Source organism: Fructobacillus broussonetiae (assembly GCF_018437275.1).
Classification (GTDB): Bacteria; Bacillota; Bacilli; order Lactobacillales; family Lactobacillaceae; genus Fructobacillus; species Fructobacillus broussonetiae.
In genome coordinates, this window is record NZ_JAAMFK010000002.1 from 67,531 (window position 1) to 92,913 (window position 25,383).

Annotated in this window: 26 protein-coding genes; 23 read left to right on the forward strand and 3 right to left on the reverse strand. The window is 48.1% G+C overall.

Going from position 1 to position 25,383, the window contains the following annotated elements; genetic code table 11:
• Positions 1–10: 10 nt before the first annotated feature.
• From G6R29_RS01930 to G6R29_RS01960, 7 genes are all read left to right on the forward strand, one after another.
• Positions 11–919 carry a peptidoglycan recognition protein family protein gene (locus tag G6R29_RS01930; protein ID WP_213808678.1) on the forward strand — a complete coding sequence of 303 codons (909 nt, stop codon included), beginning with the start codon at positions 11–13 and terminating at the stop codon, positions 917–919.
• Between the two features lie 345 nt (positions 920–1,264).
• Positions 1,265–1,750, forward strand: a complete 486-nt coding sequence (locus G6R29_RS01935; protein WP_238476860.1) for a Panacea domain-containing protein — start codon at positions 1,265–1,267, stop codon at positions 1,748–1,750.
• Positions 1,751–1,754: 4 nt separating this feature from the next.
• A complete protein-coding gene (locus G6R29_RS01940; RefSeq protein WP_213808679.1) occupies positions 1,755–2,291 on the forward strand; it encodes a hypothetical protein in 537 nt (178 codons plus the stop codon).
• 225 nt (positions 2,292–2,516) lie between these two features.
• Positions 2,517–3,146, forward strand: coding sequence for a uracil phosphoribosyltransferase (upp, locus tag G6R29_RS01945; RefSeq protein WP_213808680.1), 630 nt, complete (start codon positions 2,517–2,519; stop codon positions 3,144–3,146).
• Positions 3,147–3,496: 350 nt separating this feature from the next.
• The gene (gene tsaE / locus G6R29_RS01950; RefSeq protein ID WP_213808681.1) at positions 3,497–3,955 is read left to right on the forward strand and encodes a tRNA (adenosine(37)-N6)-threonylcarbamoyltransferase complex ATPase subunit type 1 TsaE; all 459 of its coding nucleotides are present in this window, start codon (positions 3,497–3,499) and stop codon (positions 3,953–3,955) included.
• Positions 3,952–4,497 carry a GNAT family N-acetyltransferase gene (locus G6R29_RS01955; protein WP_213808682.1) on the forward strand — a complete coding sequence of 182 codons (546 nt, stop codon included), beginning with the start codon at positions 3,952–3,954 and terminating at the stop codon, positions 4,495–4,497. Before tsaE ends, G6R29_RS01955 begins: the two co-directional genes overlap by 4 nt.
• The gene (locus G6R29_RS01960; RefSeq protein ID WP_213808683.1) at positions 4,494–5,027 is read left to right on the forward strand and encodes a 3'-5' exonuclease; all 534 of its coding nucleotides are present in this window, start codon (positions 4,494–4,496) and stop codon (positions 5,025–5,027) included. The genes G6R29_RS01955 and G6R29_RS01960 overlap by 4 nt, the downstream gene beginning before the upstream one ends.
• Before the next feature lie 67 nt (positions 5,028–5,094).
• On the opposite strand, the gene G6R29_RS01965 is transcribed toward G6R29_RS01960, so the two are convergent.
• Together G6R29_RS01965 and G6R29_RS01970 are read right to left on the reverse strand one after the other, a co-directional pair.
• A complete protein-coding gene (locus G6R29_RS01965; RefSeq protein ID WP_213808684.1) occupies positions 5,095–5,913 on the reverse strand; it encodes an exodeoxyribonuclease III in 819 nt (272 codons plus the stop codon).
• A 33-nt stretch (positions 5,914–5,946) separates the two neighbouring features.
• Positions 5,947–6,798, reverse strand: coding sequence for an NAD(P)H-hydrate dehydratase (locus G6R29_RS01970; RefSeq protein WP_213808685.1), 852 nt, complete (start codon positions 6,796–6,798; stop codon positions 5,947–5,949).
• 185 nt (positions 6,799–6,983) lie between these two features.
• On the opposite strand from G6R29_RS01970, the gene pepV reads away from it, so the two are divergent.
• Complete coding sequence (gene pepV, locus G6R29_RS01975; protein WP_213808686.1) at positions 6,984–8,399, forward strand: dipeptidase PepV; 1,416 nt, start codon at positions 6,984–6,986, stop codon at positions 8,397–8,399.
• Positions 8,400–8,891: 492 nt separating this feature from the next.
• On the opposite strand, the gene G6R29_RS01980 is transcribed toward pepV, so the two are convergent.
• Positions 8,892–9,317 carry a GtrA family protein gene (locus tag G6R29_RS01980; RefSeq protein WP_213808687.1) on the reverse strand — a complete coding sequence of 142 codons (426 nt, stop codon included), beginning with the start codon at positions 9,315–9,317 and terminating at the stop codon, positions 8,892–8,894.
• 173 nt (positions 9,318–9,490) lie between these two features.
• On the opposite strand from G6R29_RS01980, the gene tig reads away from it, so the two are divergent.
• The 15 genes from tig (at position 9,491) to pknB (ending at position 25,326) form a co-directional block, all read left to right on the forward strand.
• Entirely contained in the window at positions 9,491–10,783 is a 1,293-nt protein-coding gene (tig, locus tag G6R29_RS01985; protein WP_213808688.1) for a trigger factor, read from the forward strand.
• A gap of 120 nt (positions 10,784–10,903) precedes the next feature.
• Positions 10,904–12,154, forward strand: coding sequence for an ATP-dependent Clp protease ATP-binding subunit ClpX (gene clpX / locus G6R29_RS01990; RefSeq protein WP_213808689.1), 1,251 nt, complete (start codon positions 10,904–10,906; stop codon positions 12,152–12,154).
• 2 nt (positions 12,155–12,156) lie between these two features.
• Entirely contained in the window at positions 12,157–12,750 is a 594-nt protein-coding gene (yihA, locus tag G6R29_RS01995; protein ID WP_213808690.1) for a ribosome biogenesis GTP-binding protein YihA/YsxC, read from the forward strand.
• A gap of 85 nt (positions 12,751–12,835) precedes the next feature.
• A complete protein-coding gene (gene msrA, locus G6R29_RS02000) occupies positions 12,836–13,357 on the forward strand; it encodes a peptide-methionine (S)-S-oxide reductase MsrA (RefSeq protein WP_213808691.1) in 522 nt (173 codons plus the stop codon).
• Between the two features lies 1 nt (position 13,358).
• Positions 13,359–13,796 carry a peptide-methionine (R)-S-oxide reductase MsrB gene (msrB, locus tag G6R29_RS02005; RefSeq protein WP_213808692.1) on the forward strand — a complete coding sequence of 146 codons (438 nt, stop codon included), beginning with the start codon at positions 13,359–13,361 and terminating at the stop codon, positions 13,794–13,796.
• Positions 13,797–13,967: 171 nt separating this feature from the next.
• Complete coding sequence (locus G6R29_RS02010; RefSeq protein WP_213808693.1) at positions 13,968–14,393, forward strand: hypothetical protein; 426 nt, start codon at positions 13,968–13,970, stop codon at positions 14,391–14,393.
• Between the two features lies 1 nt (position 14,394).
• Entirely contained in the window at positions 14,395–15,102 is a 708-nt protein-coding gene (locus G6R29_RS02015) for a DUF4097 family beta strand repeat-containing protein (protein WP_213808694.1), read from the forward strand.
• A 234-nt stretch (positions 15,103–15,336) separates the two neighbouring features.
• Positions 15,337–15,894, forward strand: coding sequence for a hypothetical protein (locus tag G6R29_RS02020; RefSeq protein ID WP_213808695.1), 558 nt, complete (start codon positions 15,337–15,339; stop codon positions 15,892–15,894).
• 18 nt (positions 15,895–15,912) lie between these two features.
• The gene (locus G6R29_RS02025) at positions 15,913–16,101 is read left to right on the forward strand and encodes a hypothetical protein (RefSeq protein ID WP_213808696.1); all 189 of its coding nucleotides are present in this window, start codon (positions 15,913–15,915) and stop codon (positions 16,099–16,101) included.
• 343 nt (positions 16,102–16,444) lie between these two features.
• Entirely contained in the window at positions 16,445–17,560 is a 1,116-nt protein-coding gene (locus G6R29_RS02030; protein ID WP_213808697.1) for an AAA family ATPase, read from the forward strand.
• A 57-nt stretch (positions 17,561–17,617) separates the two neighbouring features.
• Positions 17,618–20,041: a primosomal protein N' gene (gene priA, locus G6R29_RS02035; RefSeq protein ID WP_213808698.1), complete on the forward strand. Its 2,424-nt coding sequence runs from the start codon at positions 17,618–17,620 to the stop codon at positions 20,039–20,041.
• Between the two features lie 279 nt (positions 20,042–20,320).
• Positions 20,321–21,292: a methionyl-tRNA formyltransferase gene (fmt, locus tag G6R29_RS02040; RefSeq protein ID WP_213808699.1), complete on the forward strand. Its 972-nt coding sequence runs from the start codon at positions 20,321–20,323 to the stop codon at positions 21,290–21,292.
• Entirely contained in the window at positions 21,285–22,631 is a 1,347-nt protein-coding gene (rsmB, locus tag G6R29_RS02045; RefSeq protein WP_213808700.1) for a 16S rRNA (cytosine(967)-C(5))-methyltransferase RsmB, read from the forward strand. The genes fmt and rsmB overlap by 8 nt, the downstream gene beginning before the upstream one ends.
• A 5-nt stretch (positions 22,632–22,636) precedes the next feature.
• Positions 22,637–23,536 carry a PP2C family protein-serine/threonine phosphatase gene (locus tag G6R29_RS02050; RefSeq protein ID WP_213808701.1) on the forward strand — a complete coding sequence of 300 codons (900 nt, stop codon included), beginning with the start codon at positions 22,637–22,639 and terminating at the stop codon, positions 23,534–23,536.
• The gene (gene pknB / locus G6R29_RS02055; protein ID WP_213808702.1) at positions 23,536–25,326 is read left to right on the forward strand and encodes a Stk1 family PASTA domain-containing Ser/Thr kinase; all 1,791 of its coding nucleotides are present in this window, start codon (positions 23,536–23,538) and stop codon (positions 25,324–25,326) included. The genes G6R29_RS02050 and pknB overlap by 1 nt, the downstream gene beginning before the upstream one ends.
• Positions 25,327–25,383 lie beyond the last annotated feature (57 nt).

The following is a 25,383-nucleotide window of genomic DNA, read 5'->3' on the forward strand; positions in this document are numbered from 1 at the left end:
AGGAACAAACATGACAGTTTCAGGATTGGCAACGCCATTTGGATTCCAAGACTTCCCAAACTTCACGCAGGGACGGAATGCAAATGTTAATAAGATTGTGATTCATCACATGGCCACAACGAATTATGACTCCGTCCCAGGTATCTGGAAGACCCGAGAAGCTTCGGCACATTACGGTATCGGGCAAGACGGACAAATCCGAGCATACGTCGATGAAGACAACACGGCATGGCATGCTGGACAGTGGGCAGCTAACTCTTCATCAATCGGTATTGAACACGCTAACACGTCGGGTTCTCCTGATTGGGGTATCGCACAGGCAACAGTTGATTCATCAGCTAAGCTGGTCGCAGATATTGCAAAGCGATATGGTTTCGGTAAGGTAGTGCCTTATCAAAACCTGTTCCCCCACTCCGAGTTTATCGCTACCGGTTGCCCAGGAAACTTGAAGGAAAAGTTGCAGGAAATTGCGGACAAGGCTAACGATATTATGGCCGGCGGCAATGGAGATGTAGCACCACAGGCGGCACCAGAATCAGGGCAAACGCCACAGGAAGATAACCGTTCGGCAGCGATTAAGGAGTTTCAAGACAAGTGGAAGGACCATTGGGCATTGCGTGGGCCATTCCGCATTCGTACTTGTGAGAAGCAGTATGGCATTTACCAAGTCCTGACCGACGACTTAAACGTTGAACCTAACTCTTGGTACTACAACGGTATTCCGACGGGTTTGCTGAAAGATGTTTCTGATCCACAAGGTCGCTCATTTGAAGATGGTGCGATGGTTCGCTTCAAGGATGATGTCAACTTCGGAACGATTGATGCATACGATACAAACGCTAACGCAGTTGGTATTCTATTTACTGGATACAAGGACATGATTTGGTTCGATGCCGACAAGTTGTTAGCGCACGAATAAAAAAGCCCTTCGGGGCGTACATAAGAAAATATAAAAATAAAGCGGGCCAAACGAACATAAAAAGCACTATATTTAATACATTTTTGATTAAAAACACACTAATACAGGCGTTTGTAGTAGTGGTCCAAGTTAGCACCGTGGATTCAAGGTGCTAACTTTTATTTTGATTTCTATTTTGAAAAAACGCCATTTTGGCAAAATAGGGCTTCGGGCCTGTACATAGAGTTTCTTAAATATCATTAAGTTTCATCAATTTTACCTAATTATTCATAATTATCCGTAATTTGTACTAATTTTGCGTTAAAATGAATTGAGCAATTTGATTAACCGGAAAGGAATAATCTTATGACGGTAAAAGTTTTAGAAGATAAGTTTGATGTTGCAAGCCTTTTAATAGATAAAAGTTTTAAAGAAAATATCGAAATGACCCCTAAAAAGCTTCAAAAACTAATGTATTATGCCTATTCATGGGGGCTTGTTTTTCTGAACGAAACTAGTGAAGATTTAAATATTAAATTGTTTGATGGTGATTTTGAGGCATGGGTTCATGGACCTGTAGATTCAGAATTGTATTCGAAATATAAGAAGTATGGCTATCAGCAAGTAGAGCAAGAAAATGTAGACATTTCTTTAAACGCTAAGATTTCGAAACAAATAGTAGATGAAGTTTTTAGAGTTTATGGTGAATTCACTGCTGATCAGTTAGAATATCAAACTCACCAAGAGGAGCCCTGGCAACAATCTCGCAAAGGTCTCACCCCAATAGCTGCGACTAATAACAAAATTGAGGACGCTACTATTTTTGACTTTTACGGTAGCCAATTAGCCTAGGATTATGGGAAGAAGACAATTAAAAAGAGCTATAATTCCTAATCAATCAATAAATCAAAATAAAGGACCTACAGTACCGCAAGCAAACATAAAAAAACCTCATTTTGTTTTTAAGAGCCAATACAATTGGTTAGGATCAGTTAAATATAAGGGATTTACAAATTATTATAAAGATTCTAAAGAATTTTCTAAAATAGTTGTAGATGCTGTTCATGAATTAATACCAACAATATATGAATGTGCTGATCAATTATTTAAAGGTACACCACAGAAAACTGTACTTAATCATTCACACAAAATTGACGATAAAACAATTGGTTTAGTGAAGAAAATTGCTCAAAAAAACTTTATTTCGTCCGAAAAGATTGAAGATGATATGGTTTGGTGGCAACTCGGGGGAAGAGGTTCAGTCCGTATTATTGGAGTTTATGTAGCTAGCGATAACGCTTTTTATCCTCTTTTTATTGATCCACATCATTTAATTTATCCAAGCAAGGATCATAATCAGAAAGATTATCTTAAGTTACGTTATGGATTTTAAATATTAACTCGATAAACTTAGTGATTAATTATTTTGTGATCTGCTTAATTGCAGGTCTTTTTTGTGTTCAAACATAAATCAGCAGTAAGTGATGGTTGTACATGATAAGAAAAAATTCTGGGATAAGTATATAGTGGGCGGTTCTTAAATCTTTTTAAGTTAATTGATTTCGCTTTGTTATTGAAATTTTGCTAGACTTATTAAAAATGAATTTTGGAGAATAAAATGTCTGAAGTGATTGAAGTGAAGCACCCACTGGTTCAACATAAGTTGACCATGATTCGAAACGAAGCAGTCGGCACGAAAGACTTTCGGACCCTCGTTGATGAGTTGGCCATGTTATTAACCTACGAAGCTTCGGCCGATTTGCCACTCGAGACCGTTCCAGTTAAAACGCCGGTTCAAGAAACAAAGGCGGCTTCTTTGGCCGGTAAAAAATTGGCAGTGGTGCCGATTTTACGTGCTGGACTTGGAATGGTAGATGGCATTTTACAGTTGATTCCCGCCGCCAAAGTCGGACACATCGGAATGTACCGTAACGAAGCGACTCTTGAACCTGTTGAATACTTTGTTAAATTACCTGAAGATATTGCTCAACGAGAAGTGTTGCTAGTTGACCCCATGTTAGCAACTGGTGGATCAGCTAAGGACGCCATTTCGGCGTTGAAGTTACGTGGCGCAACACAGATTAAGTTGATTACACTGGTTTCAGCTCCTGAAGGAATCCAAGCGGTTCAAGAAGCTCACCCAGATGTGACAATCGTGACAGCGTCCATTGACGAAGGTCTGAATGATGAAGGCTATATTGTTCCAGGACTAGGTGATGCAGGCGATAGACTTTTCGGGACACATTAAGAAGAGTGAAGCCAAATCGAATTATGAATGTAAAGAATACTTCCAAAAGAAAACACCCTTATCTCGTGATTGAGATAGGGGTTTTTTTGTACGTTTGCTTCATAATTGCTTCAAAGCGTTTATAAATGCCTATGCACCAGTGCTTAGAAATTCAATGTACGTGCACAAATAATTCTTTTAAAAAAGCAGGCTGTGATGCCTGCTTTTTTTAGCGGGATATAAGGCGATTAGGTGCGGGTGTGGCCTGCTGGCTTTTCGGTGTATAAGAAGCGGGGGCGAATTGCTTTTTCATCACGAAAGATAGCATGGGACACCGGCGAAGAAAGGGGAGCGCGTGCTATAATAGTCCTATGAAAAAGTACGAGACAACAGATCCAAAACAGACCCAAGCACTCGCCAAAAAGATGGCTGATTTGGCGGAAGCCGGCTTGGTTATCACCTTGAACGGGGACCTCGGGGCCGGTAAGACGACCTTCACGAAGGGCTTTGCCGAAGCGCTCGGCATTGAAGACCGCGTGAAGAGCCCGACCTTTAACATTTTAAACACCTACGAATCCGGTCGCATTCCGCTCTACCACTTTGACGCCTACCGCCTGGAAGAAGCGGGGGCTGCCGACCAGGGCTTTGAGGACTACCTCGGCACGGACGGCGTGACCTTGATCGAATGGCCGCAGTTCATGAAGGACCTGCTACCAAACGACCGCCTCGTCATGACCTTTGAACGCACCGGTAAAGGCGATAACGACCGCGTCATTTCCGTGACCGGGCTTGGTCGCTTCGAAGCACTCGAAGGGAAGCTGCCAGAATGAGCGAAGAGAATAACGAAGAAGTGACGTTGTCATACAGCTTGCGTTCGCTTGATTTGAATCATGCCAACGATGCGCAGAACCTGCTGTCCGTTTTGCACCGTGAATCCGATACTTTTGCTTTGGCAAACGAGCTCGCCCGACAGACAACGGAGTCAGTGGACGAAGATCAGTTGGACGCCGAGCTGGAAGAGATGCCCCAGAAAACCTGGTTAATCTGGGCCGAGGCACAGGCGGATGACGGGGGTGAGCCCTTGGCTTATCCCGTCGGCATTGGGTCAATTTCTGCCGGCGAGGTGGGAATTGCCATTTTGGCCGACTACCAGAACCAGGGGCTTGGTCGTCTAACTATTCAGGCCATGACCGACTGGGCCGAAGATGTCGGTTACGACAAACTCTGGCTGGACGTCGATGTTGAAAACGCACCGGCTCGTCACTTGTACGATGAACTCGGCTTTGACGTGCAGGCTGGACAAGAGCAGCAGGTCACACTGGACACCGGCCGTACCGCCACATTGGAGCGAAGGGAGAAAGCCTTAGTATGAATTTTGTAGCCATCGATTTTGAAACGGCTTCGGCCAAGCGCCACTCCGCCGTTTCACTCGCCTTGGTCGTTGTTCGAAACGACCAGATTGTCGACCAGTTTTACAGCTTGCTGAAGCCAGACACGGCCTTTTCGAACCGGAACTCACAGATTCACGGGATTTACGAAGAAGACGTCGCTAACGCGCCAACCTTCAAGGATATCTGGCCCACGATTGCGCCGTTCTTCCAAGAAGAAAAGATGGTGGTTGCCCACAACGCGACCTTTGACGTTTCCGTTTTGAAGGCCTGCCTGGACTACTACGATTTGCCAGACGCGCACTTCCAAGTGCTGGACACATTAAAGACGTCTCGTAAGTTGATGCCTGATTTGGTGAACCATAAGCTAAACACGGTTTCCGACGCTTTGGACATCTCGTTAGAAAACCACCACAACGCCCTGGCGGATGCCATTGCCTGTGCCGAAATCTTGATCCGACAGGGTCAGATTTTCGGCCTTGCCCCGCTTAAAGAGGCCGTTCGATACAAATAACCTTTTGATAAAAAAAGCGCCTCGCATGATGCGAGGCGCTTTTTGTTTTTATATTTATAAGACAAACTTACATCTCAATGTCTAATTCCAACGGCGCGTGGTCCTGTCGTGCACCCGTATCCACCACCTGGATTTCCTGAACTTTATCTGCGATTCTGTTCGATACCAAGTAGTAGTCAATCCGCCATCCCGAATTATTAATCTTCGACGTCTTCGAACGCTGTGCCCACCATGAGTAAATCTCCGGTTGGTCCGGGTACTTTGCACGCAACGTATCCGTGTATCCCGCGTCCAGCAGGTGTGTGAACTGCGAGCGCTCCTCGTCCGTAAAGCCTGCCGAGTGGTGGTTTTGACCCGGGTGCTTCAAGTCAATTTCCTCGTGGGCCACGTTAAAGTCACCCGAGAAAATCACCGGCTTCTTTTCGTTCAACCCGTTAATGTACTTGCGGTAGGCGTCATCCCACAACTGACGGTCATCCAAACGAGCGAGCTCACCACCCGCGTTTGGCGTGTAGACAGTTGAGACGAAAAAGTCTTGGAACTCAGCCGTCACGATACGCCCTTCCTGGTCCATCTCACCCGGTGCACCAATTTCAGGTGTCTCCACGTTGATTGGTTCTTCCTTTGTTATCAACATCGTTCCCGCGTATGACTTACGGGCCGATGATGAATTCGTGTAGATGTGGCAACCAGGAAAGAGCTCTTCCAAAGCCGCTTTTTGCTTCTTCGTGAGCCCGTCGACCTTCAACTTTGTTTCCTGAATGGCCACCACGTATGGCTTCTTTTCAGCAATCTCTTTGAGCACGCCCCAGGTCATCTCCCCACGGGGTGACTTGTGCTCAACCGCTGCGTTGATGGAATCGATGTTCCAAGAAATCAGTTTCATTTTATTATCCTTTATTCTTCCTTTTGTCTGACTTTATGATTCTTGATCGGCCAACTTTTTCATAAAGGCGGGGATGCCTTTTGCAATTTCACTTGGCAAAGTCACGTAGGCCCGCTGGCTCAGTTCCTCTGCAATCGCAGAATGAGAGTAAACAGCGGCTAAGACAGCTGATCCGCATGGGGTGAACTGAGCGGTGAAACCGGCCACCATGCCGGCTAACGTATCGCCCATTCCCCCAGTGGCCTGGTAGGGACCACCCACGGTCAGTTCAAAACAATCATGGTTCCAGTATACCTGGGTGGCCTCTGATTTCAACACCAAAATGGCTGAAGATGATAGACTTTCTAGTGCTTTTTGATTCTTTTCTTGGTCTTTCTGGTCGGCAATCTTAACGCCTGATAAGCGCTGCCATTCCATCTGGTGTGGTGTGAGTACGGTCGCTACGCCCTCTGGCAAAGTCAACCCCGCACCAGCCAACATTGTTAACGCGGACCCATCCACAATCAGCGTTTGCTTGCGCTCACCCTGCTGCAAAACGCCCTCCAGGGCCGCAAAGGTCGCCTTCAAGACAGCAAGCTCTTCGCCGATCCCGGACCCGATGAGGACAACGTCAGCGCTTCTTACCTGATTCTCCAGTTCCTTTTTGTAGTCGGTTACCATTACTTCTGGAAGCCGTGCATGAAGGGGCGCCTTGTTATCGGGATGGGTCGCAACGGTGACAAGCCCAGCCCCTGAGTAGACGGCGGCCTGCGCGTTCATGATGACCGCACCACCCATGTTTTCGTTACCACCGATAATTAAGACCCGACCGTACTTTCCTTTATAGGAATGTTTGTCTCTTTTTTGTACAACAGATTCTGCGATATTTTTCGTGATTTTGATCATTAAAAATTTCGTCCTCCTACTGAGTATTTTACGCTTAAGTTGTGTATAATAAAAACAAAGATTAAAGAATTATGATAAAAGTCGACGACGGCTTTGGTGGATGAAAAGCAAGGCCCACTTAAGTGGGATAGCCTTCATCGACTGATCCGCTTTTGACTTTTCCGACGTGAAAGGGAGGTTTTCAAATGGTAAATTGGCAAGCAAAGGCAAAGGAAGAAGAACAGGCCTATCTGAAGGATTTGGCGGACTTCTTGGCCATTGCCTCCGTTCGTGACGACAGCAAGGCCACCAAGGATGCGCCGCTCGGCCCTGGCCCAAAGGCTGCCTTGGACCACATCTTGTCCTTGGCCGACCGCGATGGCTTTGCAACAAAGAACATCGACAACGTTGTCGGCTACATCGAAATTGGGCCAAAGGACAGCGACGAATACGTGGCGTTACTCGCCCACGTCGACGTCATGCCGGCTGGTGAAGGTTGGGCGACCGACCCATTCACGGCTGTCATCGAAGACGGCAAAGTAATCGCCCGTGGTGCATCTGATGACAAGGGACCCGGTTTGGCCGCTTACTACGCCTTCAAGATGATCCGCGACTTGGACATCCCGTTGAAGCGTCGCGTCCGTTTGATTTTTGGTACGGACGAGGAAAACGATTGGACGGGGATGACGCGTTACTTCGAGGTTGAGCCGGCACCGGCCTTCGGATTCTCACCCGATGCGGAATACCCAATCATCAACGGTGAAAAGGGAAATGTACAAGTTGATCTCCGGTCCGCCGGCGCGAATGGTTCAGCTGCCAAGTTGCTCTCATTTGAATCTGGGATTCGCACGAACATGGTGCCAGGTGTGGCCCGAGCAAGCATGTCCGGGGTGGACTTTGCCAGTGTTAAAGAAGACTTCGAAGGTTACTTGAAGGACCATCCACAGGTGCATGGATCGGTCAAAGCCGAGGGCGATGTGATTTCCTTCGAACTGATTGGAAAGCAGGTTCACGGTTCACTGCCTGAAACCGGTGAAAACGCCGGTACGTACTTAGCTCACTTCTTGGAGCAGTACGAATTTGGAAAGGACGCCGCTGGCTTCCTCGCATACCTCGGGACTTGGTCACACGATGACCCAACTGGTCGACAGCTTGGCGTGGCCTTCACTGATGACGTGATGGGTGCCTTGTCCATGAACGTTGGAATCATGACCTTTAAGGCCGACGAAGGTAGCCACATTAACTTCAACTTCCGTTATCCAAAGGGCATCAGTCCAGAATTCATCTTGGAAAAGTTGGATTCGGCCATGCCTGCTTGGGACTACGAATCAAGCATTGCTCGTCACGCTCAGGTGCCACACTACGTCGCACCAGAGGATCCGGTCGTTGGTACGCTGCTTAACATCTACCACGAACAGACAGGATTGCCTGCACACGACCAGGTTATCGGTGGTGGAACTTACGGTCGCTTGATGGAACGTGGGGTGGCCTTCGGAGCTTTGTTCCCAGACTCACCAGAAACCATGCACCAAGTCAACGAATTTGCCTTGGTTAGCGATTTGGTTCGTTCAATGGGAATTTATGGTCTAGCCATTGTGGAATTGGCCAACTTGAAGGATTAAGTGAAATAGAAAAAGCACTTGGAATGAACCAAGTGCTTTTTTTGTTTTTTAAACAATAAAATTGAAGGTGTATAAAAACGCTTGAAAGCCCTAAAATAAAGGCTTCCAAGCGTTTTTAAATCTGTTATAATTCCGTTGGATAGACGAGCGACGCGGTTGCGATTCCTTCACCAATGAAAGGAGGGCCATTATGGTTTTTCTTGAAAATTTGGTAGAAAGGAATCTGCCCAGTTGGAACAATTAGATTCCCTGCTTGATCATCTGGTTGACTTTGGTTGGCTTCTCTTAGCCTACCTTGTGTACCGCCAGAAGAACAAAAAAGATAAGGATCATTAAGACCAATTAAAAACCACGCCTGCTCTTGGATGACCGGCGTGGTTTTTAATTAAGCCACTAAAGGAATCGCAACCGCATTGCGGATCTATCCAGAAGAGTCAGTCTTGCAGGACTGGCTCTTTTCTTTATTCAGTATACCATGAATTGTAGTGCTGATTATTCCTCTTTTGAATTATTCTTCTTTTCTTTAAACACGTAAATCTTTGCCAAGTAGTAGTTTGGAATCAACAAGATGGCGTTACGGGAAATGTTCACGTAGAAGTCATCGAAGGAGAGGAGTTGAACCCCAATCCACATTAAGACGAGGCCAAGCCAAAAAGTGACACCACGTGAGAGGTAGTACTCCACGATTTCTGGAATCAGCTTCCAACCAGAAACCTTTGATTCAAAGACCCACTTACGGTTGGTAACGTAGGCGAAAAGAACGGCGACGGCCCAGGCTAAGGTGTAGGAAATCGAGTAATTGGTAAAGCTAGAAAAGAATCCGTAAGAAAACATGTTAACCAAAAAAGTACCGAACCCTAATATGAGATAAATGATAATTTTATTGTATTTTTTTAGAAGTTCTTTCACCATAACCATTCTCTCTCCAATGACACTTTACAAGTATGATAACAGAAAAAATAAACCTGGGATTAAATTGTTCTTCTATGAAGGAGAAAAGCTAGAAATTCGTAAATTTAAAGGCTAGAAACCTTGTTATAATAAGTAAATTGGTCTAAAATTAATAAGTACTAAATATTGGAGGATTTCATATGTCTAAATGGACAGCAGCTGCGGATGCAAACCGCGGTACTTTAGAATTTTCAATCGCACAAGCCGATGTACAAAACGGTTTGAAGGCCGCCTTTGAAAAGAACAAGAACAAGATCGCCGTTCCTGGTTTCCGTAAGGGTAAGGTGCCAATGTCATTGTTCTTGCAAAAGTTCGGTGAAGAAGCTTTGTACCAAGACGTGATGGATATTGTTTTGCCAGCCGCTTACCAAGCTGCTGTTGCAGAAGCAGGTATCACTGTTGTTGGTCAACCTGATATCGCCCCTGTTTCAATGGAAAAGGGTGCCGACTGGGAAATGAAGGCTGAAGTTGCCGTTGCCCCAGAAATCAAGTTGGGTGACTACACTGGTCTTACTGTTGAAAAGCAAGACGCATCAGTTTCTGACGAAGATGTAGACGCTGAAATCAAGCGTATGCAAGAAAACCAAGCTGAATTGGTCTTGCAAGAAGAAGGAACGAAGGCCGAAAACGGTGACACGGTTGTCATCGACTTCGACGGTTCAATTGATGGTGACCACTTCGAAGGTGGACAATCAAAGGACTACTCACTTGAACTTGGTTCAGGTTCATTCATTCCTGGCTTCGAAGAACAATTGGTTGGTCACGTAGCCGGCGACGACGTTGACGTTAAGGTTACGTTCCCAGAAGAATACCAAGCTAAGGATTTGGCTGGTAAGGAAGCTTTGTTCGAAGTTAAGCTTCACGAAGTTAAGCGCAAGTCATTGCCTGAATTGGACGATGAATTTGCCAAGGATGTTGACGAAGACGTTGACACGCTTGCCGAATTGAAGGAAAAGACGAAGAAGAAGTTGCAAGACGCACGCGAAAGCGCTGCTAAGGATGCCTTCGAAGACGCAGCTGTTGAAGCTGCCGTTAAGAACGCCGAAGTTGTTGGTGGTGACATTCCACAAGAAATGATCGACGAAGACGTTAACCGTCAAATGCAACAATACCTCGGTCAATTGCAACAACAAGGTATCTCACCACAAATGTTCTTCCAAATCTCAGGTCAAACTGAAGATTCATTGAAGCAACAATTTGCTGAAGGTGCTGATACGCGTGTTAAGACGAACTTGGTCTTGGAAGCAATCGTTAAGGCTGAAAAGTTCAACCCATCAGACGAAGAAGTTGCTGCTGAAGTTAAGGATTTGGCTTCACAATACAACATCTCTGAAGAACAAGTTAAGCAATCATTGTCAGATGCTTTGTTGAAGCACGACATCGCCATGAAGGCAGCGGTTGAAAAGATCGTTTCTTCTGCTAAGGCAAAGTAAACGAGATTAAAAGCCCCTTGCGGGCTTTTTTTCTTAGCTTGACTTTAACTGAAAAAAGTTGATTATTATAAGCAAGTACTTTTAAGAATCGCTTACATGCATTACTGGAAAGGATGGCATATGGCAAACGAAGAACAAGGATCAATGGTCCACTGCTCCTTTTGTGGCAAGGGCGCCGATGAGGTTAAAAAGTTAGTTGCCGGGCCAGACGGCCTCTTTATCTGTAACGAGTGTACGGATCTAGCCGAGCAAATCATCAAAGAAGAGATGGCAACGGAGGCAAAAGAAGAACAAATCGACTTGCCAACACCAAAGCAAATCGTGGAATCACTCGGTGACTACGTCATCGGTCAAGACGATGCGAAGAAGACTTTGGCCGTTGCGGTTTACAACCACTACAAGCGTGTGAACGAAAACGCTTTGAAGACAACGGATGTTGAATTGCAAAAGTCAAACATCGCCTTGCTTGGACCAACTGGATCAGGTAAGACCTACTTGGCGCAATCACTGGCTAAGATTTTGCAGGTGCCTTTTGCCATCGCCGATGCCACGACCTTAACCGAAGCCGGTTACGTTGGTGAAGACGTTGAAAACATCTTGTTGAAGTTGCTCCAAGCAGCCGACTTCGATGTTGAACAGGCCCAACGCGGAATCATCTACGTCGATGAAATCGATAAGATTGCCAAGAAGTCTGAAAACGTCTCCATCACCCGTGATGTTTCTGGTGAAGGTGTGCAACAAGCACTCTTGAAGATGCTGGAAGGAACGACCGCTTCTGTTCCACCTCAGGGTGGACGTAAGCACCCAAACCAGGAAATGATTCAAGTGGATACGACCAACATTCTCTTCATCGTTGGTGGAGCCTTTGCGGGCTTGGACACGTTGATCAAGGAACGTTTGGGTAAGCGTGTCATTGGATTTGGTTCTGCTACTTCTGCCAACGCCAAGGCCTTGGAAAAGGACAACGTGTTGCAAAACGTCGAACCAGAAGACCTTACGAAGTTTGGCTTGATTCCTGAATTCATCGGTCGTTTGCCAATCATTACCGTCTTGGACGAACTGACGGTTGACGATTTGACGCACATCTTGACCCAACCTAAGAACGCTTTGGTTAAGCAATACAAGGCCTTGTTAGGATTGGATAACGTGGATTTGGAATTCCAGCCAGCGGCTTTGAAGGCGATGGCTGACCTTGCCATTTCCCGTGGAACGGGAGCCCGTGGCTTGCGTTCCATCATCGAAAACGTGATGAAGGACGTCATGTATGAAATTCCATCACGTGATGATATCGAGAAGGTGGTCATCACAAAGGCCGCCGTGGAATCCGGTAAGGAACCAAAGCTTGTCTTGAAGAAAGAAGAAAAGGATTAATTATGGACGTGCATAATGTCGAAATGGTCATGTCGGCCGTTTCCCCAAGTCAATATCCTGAAGATGGCCGTCCGGAGTTTGCTCTGGTTGGTCGTTCAAACGTCGGTAAGTCATCATTGACGAACACGTTGATCAATCGTAAGAACTTCGCCCGTACTTCCGGACAACCTGGTAAGACGCAAACCTTGAACTTCTACACCGTCGAAGATGCTTTGTACTTCGTCGACGTTCCTGGATATGGTTATGCCAAGGTTTCGAAGAAGAAGCGGGAAGAATTCGGTCAAATGATTGAAACGTACATCACGTCTCGCAAGCAGTTGCGCGGTGTCATCTCATTGGTTGACGCCCGCCACAAGCCAAGCGAAGAAGACATCATGATGTACCAATGGTTGGACTACTACAACATTCCGGTGTTGTTGGTGGCCACGAAGTCTGACAAGATTGCCCGTGGAAAACTAAACCAGTCAGAGTCAGTTATCAAAAAGGCGGTTGATTTTAACCCCGAAAATTCTGACTTCTGTTTCTTCTCATCCGTGAACAAGTCCGGTAAGGACGAAGTTTGGAACTGGATTGAGAAGAAGATGACGGAATACTAGTTCGGGTCTGACTTTTATAAAATACAAACTATACCATTGACGAACATAACCTCCTGAGTACAATAGTACTTAGGAGGTTTTTTACATGGCAATGGATACAGCAATTTTTGCAGGTGGCTGCTTTTGGTGCATGGTTGAGCCCTTTGACTCCCTTCCGGGAATAAAAAAGGTTCGCTCAGGATACACCGGGGGTCACGTGGAAAACCCAACTTACGAAGAAGTTTGCTCCCATACAACGGGGCATACCGAAGCGGTAAAAATCTGGTTTGACCCAGATAAGATGCCTTACAAAGATCTCGTGGATTTGTACTGGCAAGTGGCCGACCCAACGGACGCCACCGGTCAGTTCGCCGACCGAGGGGACACCTACCGCCCTGTGATCTTCGTGAACTCAGAAGAACAACGCAAGGTGGCCGAAGAGTCCAAGAAGGCCTTGGAAGAGTCTGGCCGTTTTGACAAGCCAATTGTCACGACCATCGAGGATGCCAAGCCATTCTACGAGGCCGAAGAGTACCACCAGGACTTCTATAAGAAGGATCCTTTCCGCGAAGCAATGATGATGGTACCGCGCAAGCGTTACCAGGCACAGTATTGGGGGGATAAGTAAGATGACTGAATACAATAAAGATGAATTGAAGAACCGTTTAACAAAGGAACAGTACGAAGTGACGCAAAACGCCGCGACGGAACGCCCGTTCACGGGTAAGTACGACCAGTGGTGGGACGATGGTATTTTCGTAGACGTTGTGTCCGGCGAACCGCTCTTTTCATCAACGGATAAGTACGACTCTGGTTGTGGATGGCCCGCCTTTACGAAGGGTATCGACGACGCGGACTTGAAGGAAGAAACGGATCACTCCTTTGGCATGACGCGGACGGAAGTTCGCTCAAAGGACGCCAATTCCCACTTGGGACACGTCTTCCCAGACGGTCCACAGGACAAGGGTGGTATGCGCTACTGCATTAACTCTGCGGCGCTTCGCTTCATTCCAAAGGCTGACCTTGAAAAGGAAGGCTACGGTAAGTACTTGAAACTCTTTTCATAAAATAATCTAGACGATCTCAGAGTCGGCCCGTTTAGGGCCGGCTTTTTGTTTGGAATGAACTGCCTTTGTTTGGCAGTCTTATGTTATGCTGTAGAGTAGAAAACCCAATCAAAAGGCTGCGCTCGTTTTGCTTTTCTTCGAACATCATAGCGTGGTACTGGGAGAGAGAACATGACTGAGTTAGATAACGAAAAAACGGTTGATTTGGAAGCAAACAATCAATCAAAGCAAGTGCAAACAGAACAAGAAAATGTAACGGATAAGCTTTCACTCAAGTGTAAGGTGATTTTTTGGACAACGGCGATTCTCTGGGTGCCCGTTCTCATCGTAATCTATTGTTTGATTGCCACTTTGGCCCTTGTGACCTGGTGCTTGCAGCTTGCCTTAATTGTGACGGCGGCCTTTGTTGGCATCGCCGGGGTGGTTGTTTTGACACAGGCCTTCTGGGGAGCACTTTTCTACATCGGAATGGCCCTGATGGCATTAGGACTTGCTGTTTTGTTCTTGAAATTAACGATTTGGGTGACGACAAATGTCGTTGACTGGTTCAAGGTAATCACGAATTCGTGGTTGCGCTACATTCGAGAGGAGGCCTAACATGTCTCGAAAAATATGGGTAGGCCTGACGCTTGTCGTGCTCGGCCTTGTCATGAGTGGAATTGCTTATTCTCAGGAAGGAATTCCTGGTCGGATTTACTGGAACGCTGGTCCGGTGTACCTGTCTGATAAGGAAGATAAGGCGCAGGCGGACGTGACGCCGGACGCCGTTGCGTCGATGAAGCAGACGGTTAAGAAGGTGCAAGTTTCTTCCAAGAACGCGGATATTACTGTGAAGAAGGGGGAGCACTTTGCCGTAATCGTGGATCGTCCCGAAAAGCCTTACCTAACCATTTCAGCTACGGATGGTGTGGTGAAGGTGACGGGTGAAGAACACGTTGACTGGTCACTTGGTGTTGGAAACGCTGGCAACCACCACATCACGGTTTATGTACCAAGCGATGTGACGCTTGAACAGTTGGATTTGGTGAACTTAAACGGTGACATTAAAGTGGATAATGTGAAGGTTGAGGAATTGCTTTTGCAAAACAGTGCTGGGGATACGACTGTAACGAACAGTAAGGTCAATCAGTCCGGCTTCTCATTGAACCGCTTCGGTGATATTACCTTTAGGAAAACGGCTTTGCCAAAGGTCAAAGCCTTCAGCCGTTTCGGTGATTTGAACATCAGCTCTTCATATCAAAATGTGCCTGCTAAGGATGCGGCCTTTAGCTTCTCCAACAACGGTGGCGATATCACATTACAATAGATCATTTTTTGAAACAGAACCCAAATCGGTCGATTTGGGTTCTGTTTTTGCCTATTTAGGACACGGCTGTTGTTTATTCGCATGGGGCGGATGATAATGATAAAGAAAAGAGGGGGGAGCCCTGACGGGGATGGTTCGGTTCGGACTTGGGTAGCCACAGAAAAAATCCGTAGCTCGTGATAATGAGGCGTGCGCTTCGTGTTATTTGGTAGGGAGCAAAAGAAGGGAGGTTTTATGACCGACATCTACCAAATGATGACGCTTGCTTCAAACTTTGCAACGGCTGGCGGCTTTGGCTTCGTGGCCAAAAGTTACATCAGCGATAAGAAAACCCGAAAGGAGGATCTAAAACGCGCACGCTTGGTGGCAACGATGACGATGATGGAGACGTATAACAATCACCTTTTTCAAGAGATGAAAAAGTGCGATGAGAAGTACAGGGAGTTGTTAATGAAGAAAATTGGAGAATACGAAGGGGTTGCGTTTTTTAATGAGTCTGACTTGGACAGTGTGAACTTAAATAAGCATAACGCTAACTTCGTTACTTCTCTTAAAATCGAATGCCAGCAAAGTTCTGGAATTTTGTTAAAGATGAATAAATTTGAAAAGATGGCGGTTTTGATGAAAATGAATATGGTTGATAATTCAATTTTGTTACCATTCTTTGGCGAAAGAATATACAGTTTTATTCAACACTATCATCTGTCATTGGATAAAATTCGAACAAGTAAAACAACGTACACCAATACTGCTTATTTAGAAGAAATATTAGCTAAGTATTGTGAAGAATAAAAAGGAGATTTTATGACAATGTCTGATAAAGAACGGCGTCAAGCCCTTCAAGAATTTTTTGACAGTGATCGTTGTAAAGAAAACGTTGAAAGGTGGACTGAAGAAATCAACGAAAGAATTGAGGAAAATTGGAAAAAGCTTGAGAAAGAACAAGAAGAATACATCATTCCTGATTATCTCCTCGTTAAGAATCTTCTGGGGTTGTAAGCCACGTCCTTGCTGATAATTGCTAAATAAGAAGGAGTTTCAAATGAGAAGTGAAGAAGAAATCAAAAAAGAATTTCTAGAAGGAATTACTGGTCCAGAATATCGTGATCGAATCCTTCAGCGAACGCGTGAGTTAGATAAGGAAATTGAAGAGAATTGAAAAAGACTTAAAAAAGAACAAGAAGAATTCATCATCCCAGATGAATTCCGCATCAAGAACCTCCTCGGTCTTTAATTTCACGTCGCTCACTGACATCCTCCTGCCGAAATCGAATCTTTGCTATAATGGGGGTAATACATTTTCAAGCTGTTCGATGTAAAAGGGACAGCACGGTAGGAGAACATGGTTAAAGCAAACTTAGTCAAAGAAAATCTGACGGGCGACAACATCGGAGTCTTTTTCGGAACGCTGGCACCGATGCACATCGGTCACCAGGCTGAAATTTACAAGGCGGCAGCCTTGAACGACGGTGTTGTGGTGATTACTTCTGGTTACACGGGTGACCGTGGGGATCAGATTGGGCTTCCCGTTGAGAAGCGTTTCCGTTACTTAAGAGAAGCGTTCAATGACGAAGAAAACATCAAGGTCGATTACATCAACGAAGACGACATTCCGCAGATGCCAAACGGCTGGCAGGAATGGACGGACCGTTTGACGGCCACAATCAAGCGAAACATCACGAACCCAAACGCAAAAATTACGCTCTACACGGGTGAGGCTGATTACAAGGAAATGCTTGAAAAGCTTCTTCCAAGCGATGGCCACTGGGGTGTTTCTTTGATGGACCGGACCATCCTGAAGGTTTCAGCGACCGCCGTGAGAAACGACCCACTCGGTAACTGGGACTACATCAACCGTGTGTTCCGTCGCCACTTCGCTAAGAAGATTCTGGTCGTGGGGGCACCACAGTCTGGTAAGTCTACCTTGACCCGTCGCTTGGCACGTACGTCAAACTCACCGTTCTCCGTTGAGTACTCTAGATCCTACCAGGAGAAGTCCAACGTCTTCGATTCTGAATTGTTGATTAAGGACTACATGCGGATCATTCAGGGGCAATACGATGCCAACTCCGCCGAAATCAACTCACCAGCCAACAACGGGTTGACCTTCTTTGATACCGATGCGATGGTGACGATGGCCGAAACGAAGTCTTGGCTCCAACAAGACGATGCCAAGAAGTTGAAGGCCTTGTTCGACAACACGATTCGTGAAGAAGAGCTCGATTTGATTCTGGTCATTCCGGCCGAAGTGGCGGTTCAAAACGGGATGGATGAAGAAGCATCCAAGACCTTTGAAAAGCATCTCTGGCAGGTGATGGAAGAATACGGTTTTGAAGATAAGGCCGTGGCCTTGGACCGCAAGGGCGATTCAGATGACCCAGCCGGTTACTACGCCCGCTATTTGCAGGCCTTAGAAATTATTGAAGACAAAGTTGGGGTTAACCTGACGAAGGTATAAGCAAAAGAGCTTGCGCGATTGCAAGCTCTTTTAGACTTTGAAGAGAAAGGAGCAACCATGGATAAGCGCTACGCCCAAGTGGTGGTCGACGTACCAACCAAGCAAACAAATCGGCCATACACCTACGAGATTCCGGCTGAACTGCAAGATGACGTTCAGCCAGGAAAGCGCGTCTTGGTTGCTTTTGGCTCCCGTTCTGTGCTTGGCTACGTCGTGGCAATCGATGTTGATTTGCCAGAAGAGCTCGAGCTTGATCAAATTAAAGATATCTTGACGGTCTTGGACAGTGAGCCGGTTCTTTCAAAAGAGCTCCTCGAGCTGGCCGAAGAAATGGCGCAGAAGAATTTCTCTTTCTGGGTGGAATTCTTGGCCCTGATGTTGCCGGCCGCGCTCCGTGCTTCCTACCGTAAAAAGTTGACGGCACAGCCTGGATTGTCAGACGAGGACCGCGTGGAATACCTCGAGGGGCAGCAGGAACGTTTGGTGAAAACCAAGGACTTCTCAGCTAAAGGTTGGCGTGCCATCTCAAAGCTCCAGAAAGAAGGGAAGCTGCTGGTCGAGAATCAAATAGAGGATAAGTTGCGGGTCAAAACAGAACTTGCATACCGCGTTCCCGCCTCTTCAGAACAGCTGCAAGATGCCGCCTCCAATCTCAGCAAAGCGGCCAAAGTGCAACAGAAGATTCTTGCTTTTGCACAGGAACACATCGGCCAGACCTTCTCAAAGCGGGATTGGGTGGCTCAGTTAGATGTTGCAGCAGGGGCGCTCAACACTGCTGTTGAAAAAGGAATCCTTGAAAAGACCGCGGTCGAGGTGAAGCGCCGTCCGGACGCGGCGGGTAACATCAAAAAAGACACGGTGAAGGTACTAAACGACGAGCAACAAGTCGCCTACGATGCCATCACGACTGCCATTGAAGGAAACCAGGATAAGACCTTCCTGCTCGAAGGAATCACTGGTTCCGGTAAGACGGAAGTCTACCTTCAAGCGGCTCAGACGGCGATTGACCAAGGGAAGCAAGTGCTGTTCCTCGTGCCTGAAATCGCGTTGACGCCACAAATGCAAAAGCGAGTCGAAGACCGTTTTGGGGACAAGACCGCACTCTTGCACTCTGGTCTTTCAGCCGGTGAACGTTACGATGAGTGGCGTCGCATTCAAGAGGGAAAGGTGCAGGTTGTCGTTGGTGCACGTTCCGCTGTTTTCGCACCGCTTAAGAACCTGGGGCTCATCATCGTGGATGAGGAGCACGAAAGTTCATACAGCCAGAGTGAGAACCCACATTACTCAGCAAAGGAAGTGGCGCTTTGGCGCTCTTCCTACCATCACGCACCCGTCGTGCTTGGATCGGCGACACCATCGTTGGAGAGTCGTGCCCGGGCGCAAAAGGGCGTCTACGACTTTCTCACCTTGAGCAAGCGGGCCAGTGAAAACGCGACCTTGCCAGAGGTTGAAATCGTTGATATGCGCCAGGCCATGCAGGACCTAGGTGACACGAATTTCTCAGAAGAGATGTTGAATAAGTTGAAGGCGCACCTTGAGAAGGGGGAGCAGGCCGTGTTGATGCTAAACCGGCGTGGCTTCTCATCCTTTGTGATGTGTCGTGATTGTGGTTATGTGCCACGTGATCCGAACTGTAACCTCGCGATGACGCTGCACATGGATACGCGAACGTTGAAGTGTCACTACTGTGACTACCAGACGGCGATTCCGCAGATTTGCCCGGCCTGCGGTGGAAACCGAATCCGTTATTACGGAACGGGAACGGAGAAGGTGGAAGAGGAGCTTTCGAAGCTGCTGCCGGAATATCCGGTGATTCGCTTGGATCAGGATACGACGCGGAAGAAGGGGGCCATGGCGAAGGCCTTGGACCGCTTTGGTAAGAAGGAAGCGCAAATCTTGTTGGGAACGCAGATGGTTGCCAAGGGATTGGACTTCCCGGACGTGACCTTGGTTGGCGTGCTGAACGCTGATACGGGTCTGGGACTGCCGGACTTCCGGGCGTCGGAGAAGACCTTCCAGTTGCTGACGCAGGTGGCGGGAAGAGCCGGACGTGCGAAAACACAGGGAGAGGTGGTTATTCAGACCTTCAACCCGGATCACTACGCGCTGACGTTTGCAAAGCACCATGATTACGAGGGATTCTACCGGCAGGAGATGAGTATTCGTCACGCGGCGGAGTTCCCACCGTACTACTACGCAATCCAGATTCAGTGTTCGCACCCGGATGAGAATAAGGTGGCGTTGCAGACGGCAAAGATTGCGGCCTGGTTGAAAAAGCAGCTGCCGGAGGACGTGCTGGTGCTGGGACCGTCGCCGAAGGCGATTGCGAAGCTGAAGGGAAGGTACTACTTCCAGATGCTGTTGAAGATGAAAAAAGAGGACGAGGCGGATGCGGTGCTGACGGATTTGGTGCAGCGCTCGCAGAACGCGGAGAAGGACTTGCACTTGGAGGTAAGAAGAAATCCGGTCTCGTTCATGTAGAAAAGAGGGCGGCTGTGCAAGGTAATCTTTATGGGAAAACGCGCGCCATCCTGGCGCGCTTAACACCGCCAGCTAACGACTAAAATGGCCTCAATATCTTGTTAAGAAAAAGCGCACCGGCAGGTGGGCTTTTTCGTTTTTCCATGAGTTTTAACGCTGAATTAATAAGCATCAGCCAAACTAGAATCGGCCTCGTCAAAGCCCAATCTAAGCGCTTTTGCTTAGAATTTGTTATAATAAGATTAAATACCGTTTTTAGAAGAAGTGAGGAATCAGCACATGGTCGAATCAATTGTCTTTATGGGAACCCCACAATACGCCGTGCCAACACTTAAGGCACTGGCCGCAGATGACCGCTTTGACGTTCTAGCCGTCGTCACTCAGCCCGACCGTCCCTTCGGTCGCAAGCGCCAGTTGAAGGCCAGCCCCGTCAAGGAAGCTGCCCTTGAATTGAACTTGCCCGTTTTGCAACCAGAAAAGATTTCTGGCTCCGACGAAATGCAGCAAGTGATCGACATGGAACCGGACTTCCTGGTCACGGCCGCCTACGGTCAATTCTTGCCAGAAAAGCTTTTGCAATCCGCTAAGTACGGTGCGGTAAACGCCCACGCCTCACTCCTTCCGAAGTACCGAGGAGGGGCGCCGGTCCACTACGCCATCATGAACGGGGATGCTAAGACCGGTATCTCGTTGATGTACATGGTGAAGAAGATGGACGCTGGTGACGTGATCGACACGGTTGAAGTGCCCATCACTTCTGACGACAACGTCGGTACGATGTTTATGAAGTTGGGGGATGCAGCCGTCAAGCTCGTGACCGAAAACCTGCCAGCCATCGCTGCGGGTACGGCCAAGGCCACGCCGCAAAACCCAGACGAAGTGACGTTCTCACCAAATATTTCCCGTGAGCAACAACAACTAAACTTCGCCGCCGAAACGGCTCAGCAGTTGGATTGGCACATTCGTGGTCTTTACCCAACGCACCCGGCCCACGCAACCGCTAACGGCCAGGCGATTAAGTTCGTGAAGGTGAGCCCACTCGACGAAAAGACGGACGCCAAGCCCGGAACCATCACGTTGAAGGACAAGAAACACCTCCACGTGGCCGCCGCAGACGGCACGCAAATTGCCGTGGAAAAGCTGCAACCAGCAGGTAAGGCCGCAATGGACGTGACGGCCTTCTTGAACGGGGCCGGACAGCACCTTCAGGCTGGCGATTCATGGATTGACTTAGGAGAAGCCCATGGCTAAGAAAAAAACGCATTCAGACAATCCTCGGGTTTTGGCGGTGATGACGCTTGCCAAGGTCAAGGACGGTGCGTACTCAAACTTGCAATTGAATCAAATTATCAAGGCAAATCCGCTAAAAGATAACGATAAAGGCTTGCTCACAACATTGGTTTACGGAACAATTCAGTACCGTTTGCTATTGGAATTCTGGCTGGCACCCTTTATTAAGGGGAAGAAGTTGGATCCGTGGGTGAAGGAATTGCTCCTGACGTTCTTGTTCCAGTGGCAGAAGCTGGACCGGATTCCAAAGCACGCGCTGTTCAATGAAACGATTGAGGTGGCGAAGGTGCTGGGGCACGCTGGAACGGCGAAGTTCGTGACGGCATTGTTGCACAACATGGACCGTAAGGGACTGCCGGACGTGTCAAAGATTGAGAACCCGGTGGATAAAATGGTGACGGAATACTCGTTGCCAAAGTGGTTGGTGGAACAGTTGACGGCGCAGGTTGGTAAGGAAAAAACGGCCAATATCTTGGCCTCCCTGAACCATGCCCCCGAGCAAAGTGCTCGCATCAACACAACCAAAGCGACCCGTTCCCAAGTGACTACGTCACTTGAAAAGGAAGGCTACAGCGTGAAGGACGGTTCCGTCTCGCAGGATGCACTCGTCATCTCTGGTGGCCACGTGGCTTCCTCACAAGCCTACAAGGACGGTCTTTTGACCGTCCAGGACGAATCCGCCATGTTGCCGGTGGAGGCCTTGCAACTCGATGACTCCGTGAAGTCCGTCTTGGACGCTGCCGCTGCTCCAGGTGGTAAGACCGGCCAAATCGCGCAGTACTTGGCAGACGATGCCAAGGTAACGGCACTGGACATTCACGACCACAAGGTCAAGTTGATTGCCCAAAACGTTGCCCGCCTGGGTGTGGCCGACAAGGTTAACGCCATGGCGCTTGACGCACGGAAGGTGCCCGAACACTTTGAAGAAGGCTTCGACCGCATCCTGGTCGACGCCCCTTGTTCAGGACTCGGGCTCCTGCGTCGTAAGCCAGAAATTCGCTACGAAAAGACGTTGGAAGACGTGCAACACTTGGCCAAGTTGCAGCTCGATATTTTGTCAGCTGCAGCCAGGAAACTGAACAAGGGTGGTAAGCTGGTTTACTCAACTTGTACCATCCTTGATCAGGAAAACGACGGGGTAGTCGAAGCCTTCTTGAAGGAAAACCCCGACTTCGTGCAGGAAAAGACTGAAACGAAGAAAAAGCTGAAGGATGATCGAAAATCCTTAGCCTTGAAGATTTACCCGGATGATTATCAAACTGATGGCTTTTACATCGCCACCTTTCGGAGAAAGGACTAACAGTTATGGCAATTGCCTACCAAAGTGACAAAGGACCAAAACGAGAAGAAAACCAAGACGCGGTCGGCGCTTTTTATAACAAAGCGGGCGAGCCGCTTGTTTTGGTGGCTGACGGCGTCGCCTCACAGGTTGGCTCAAAGAAAGCTTCCGAGCTTGTGGTGTCAACGCTTGGTCACGCTTGGGAACAGGTCGCCTTTCACGACGAGCAGACCGTAAAGGACTGGCTCGTTCACCAAGCGGACCTGGCGAACCAAGCCATTCTCTTAGCGGGACAAAAGAATCCAGAAATCGACCACATGGCGACGACACTGGTTTTGGCTGTCTCCTTAAACGGTAAGTTACTGGTGGCAAACGCCGGGGACTCAAGGGCCTACCTGCTTCATGATGGGAAGGCCCGTCTCCTGACATTTGATCACACGCTTCGAAACGAGTTGGAGCGTAAGTCCGGCCAGGTCTACGAAGAATCGTTACCGGAAGCCAATTCGCTGACCCGTTACCTGGGCGTGAATAAAACGGTCAACCTCGAGTGGACGACCTTGGTGCCGGATAAAGACGACTGGCTCTACTTGACGTCCGATGGCCTTTCAAAGGTGCTTTCGGTTGACGAACAAGTGGACTTGATTCAGCCTGGTGTGAGCCGGCCTGGAAACCAACCGCAACTTGGTTCCATTTTGGATTTGTCAGACCGACTCGCCGTACTGGCGAAAGCGGCCTTGGCACGACGGGTGCCGGATAACATCACAGCTTTACTCATGACGGACTTGCAAAATCCGAAGCAACGGGTGATCGCCCAGGACGAAGAGAAGGTGAAGAGCCGAATCGACTGGGTCGGAACGGAAGAAGCGATTCAAAAAGAAGAAACACTAAAAGCAGATAACGAAAACCAGCAAGGGAGATTTGACTGATGGAAAAAGGCACAATGATTGATAGCCGCTACGAAATCGTCCGCCAAATCGGTGGCGGTGGCATGGCGACGGTGTACCAAGCCTTTGATACCTACTTGAAGCGCGACGTCACGTTGAAGATGATTCGCTTTGATATCAAGGACCAACCGGAGGCCTTGGACCGTTTCCAAAAGGAAGCAAAGGCGGCCACGACGCTCTCAAACAACCACATCGTGCAACTCTACGATGCCGGGGAAGAGAACGGCACGCCTTACTTGGTAATGGAATATGTTGATGGAACGGACTTGAAGACCTACATTAAGGAACACTTCCCAATTCCTTACCAGGAAGTGGTCGACATCATGGAACAGGTCTTGGACGCGGTGTCAGCCGCTCACAAAGCCGGTATCATTCACCGTGATTTGAAACCGCAAAACATCTTGATTAACCAGGATGGTCAGGTGAAGATTACCGACTTCGGTATCGCGCTTGCGCAAAACAAGTTTGGAACGGCGATGGGCAACGAACCGGTCATCGGTTCCATCCACTACCTCGCACCCGAAGTGACCCGCGGTCAAGTGGCTTCTGAGAAGTCCGATATCTACGCACTCGGTGTGATTTTGTATCAATTGCTCACGGCTCAAGTGCCTTACCAGGGCGACTCAGCCGACCGCGTGGCCTACCAGCACGCTGAAGTGCCAATGCCATACGTGAAGGACTTCGATCCGGACGTGCCACAGCCCCTTGAAAACGTCATCTTGCGTGCGACGGCCAAGGATGCGACGGACCGTTACTTCTCAACGGAAGCGATGGCAGACGACTTGAAGACGTCCTTGTCAAAGCGCCGTGCTTCAGAAGGCCGTTTCGCGCCAGAAACCTCTGACGAGACCAAGTTGGTGACGCCGGACTGGACGACCCACCCATACGTCGAAGACGAGCCGGAAGAAACGCCGGAAACGCCAAAGGACGACGTGAAGTCACGTATCGTGGAATACGGGAAGAAGGGCTACAGCGTCAAGGAAATCGCCGAACAGGTTGACCGGACGCCAAAGTTCGTTCGTCAGGTACTGGACGAAAACGGCATAAAATATAAGACAAAAACGAAGTGGTTTGTCTTTGGCTTTATCGTGGTCCTGATTCTTGCTGGAATCGGTGCTTACGGTTACGGCTCAAGCAACTACGTGAAGATTCCGGACGTGACGAACATGTCGGAGTCATCGGCGAAGGATAAGCTCGAAAGCGCAGGCTTCGACGTCTCAACGACAACGACGACGTCTAAGACGGTGTCGAAGGGTGATGTTGTCAAAGTCAAACCCGGATCGGGCAAGGTCGTGAAGAAGGGTTCTTCAGTGAAGTTGGTCTTGTCTTCCGGGAATGAAACGGTTCGATTGTCAGATTACACCGGACTTTCCTACTCAGAAGCCGCAGGTCAGCTAAACAAGCTGGGCATTACGGTGAAGAAGAAGAAGGAAAACAATGCCGCACCAAAGGACCAAGTGCTTGAACAGTCCAAGGATGCTGGATCAGAAATTGACCCTTCTGAAGAGGAAGTGACGTTGACGGTATCAGACGGACCAAAGACGGTGAACTTGCCAGACTTGACTGGTAAGTCACAGCAGGACGCCATTAACTGGGCAAACCAAAACCAGGTAAGCTTGTCCTTCAACGTTAAGGATTCTGCTAAGCCATACGGAACGGTCCTGTCACAGTCACCATCCCAAACGGATAAGTTCAGTATTGACCAGACCTTGCAGTTGACGATTTCATCTGGAAACGCAAGCTCTTCCGATAGCTCAACGAAACAGGCATAAAAAATTATCACAAAAAGACGAGACAGAAATGTCTCGTCTTTTTTGTAATTACTCAAA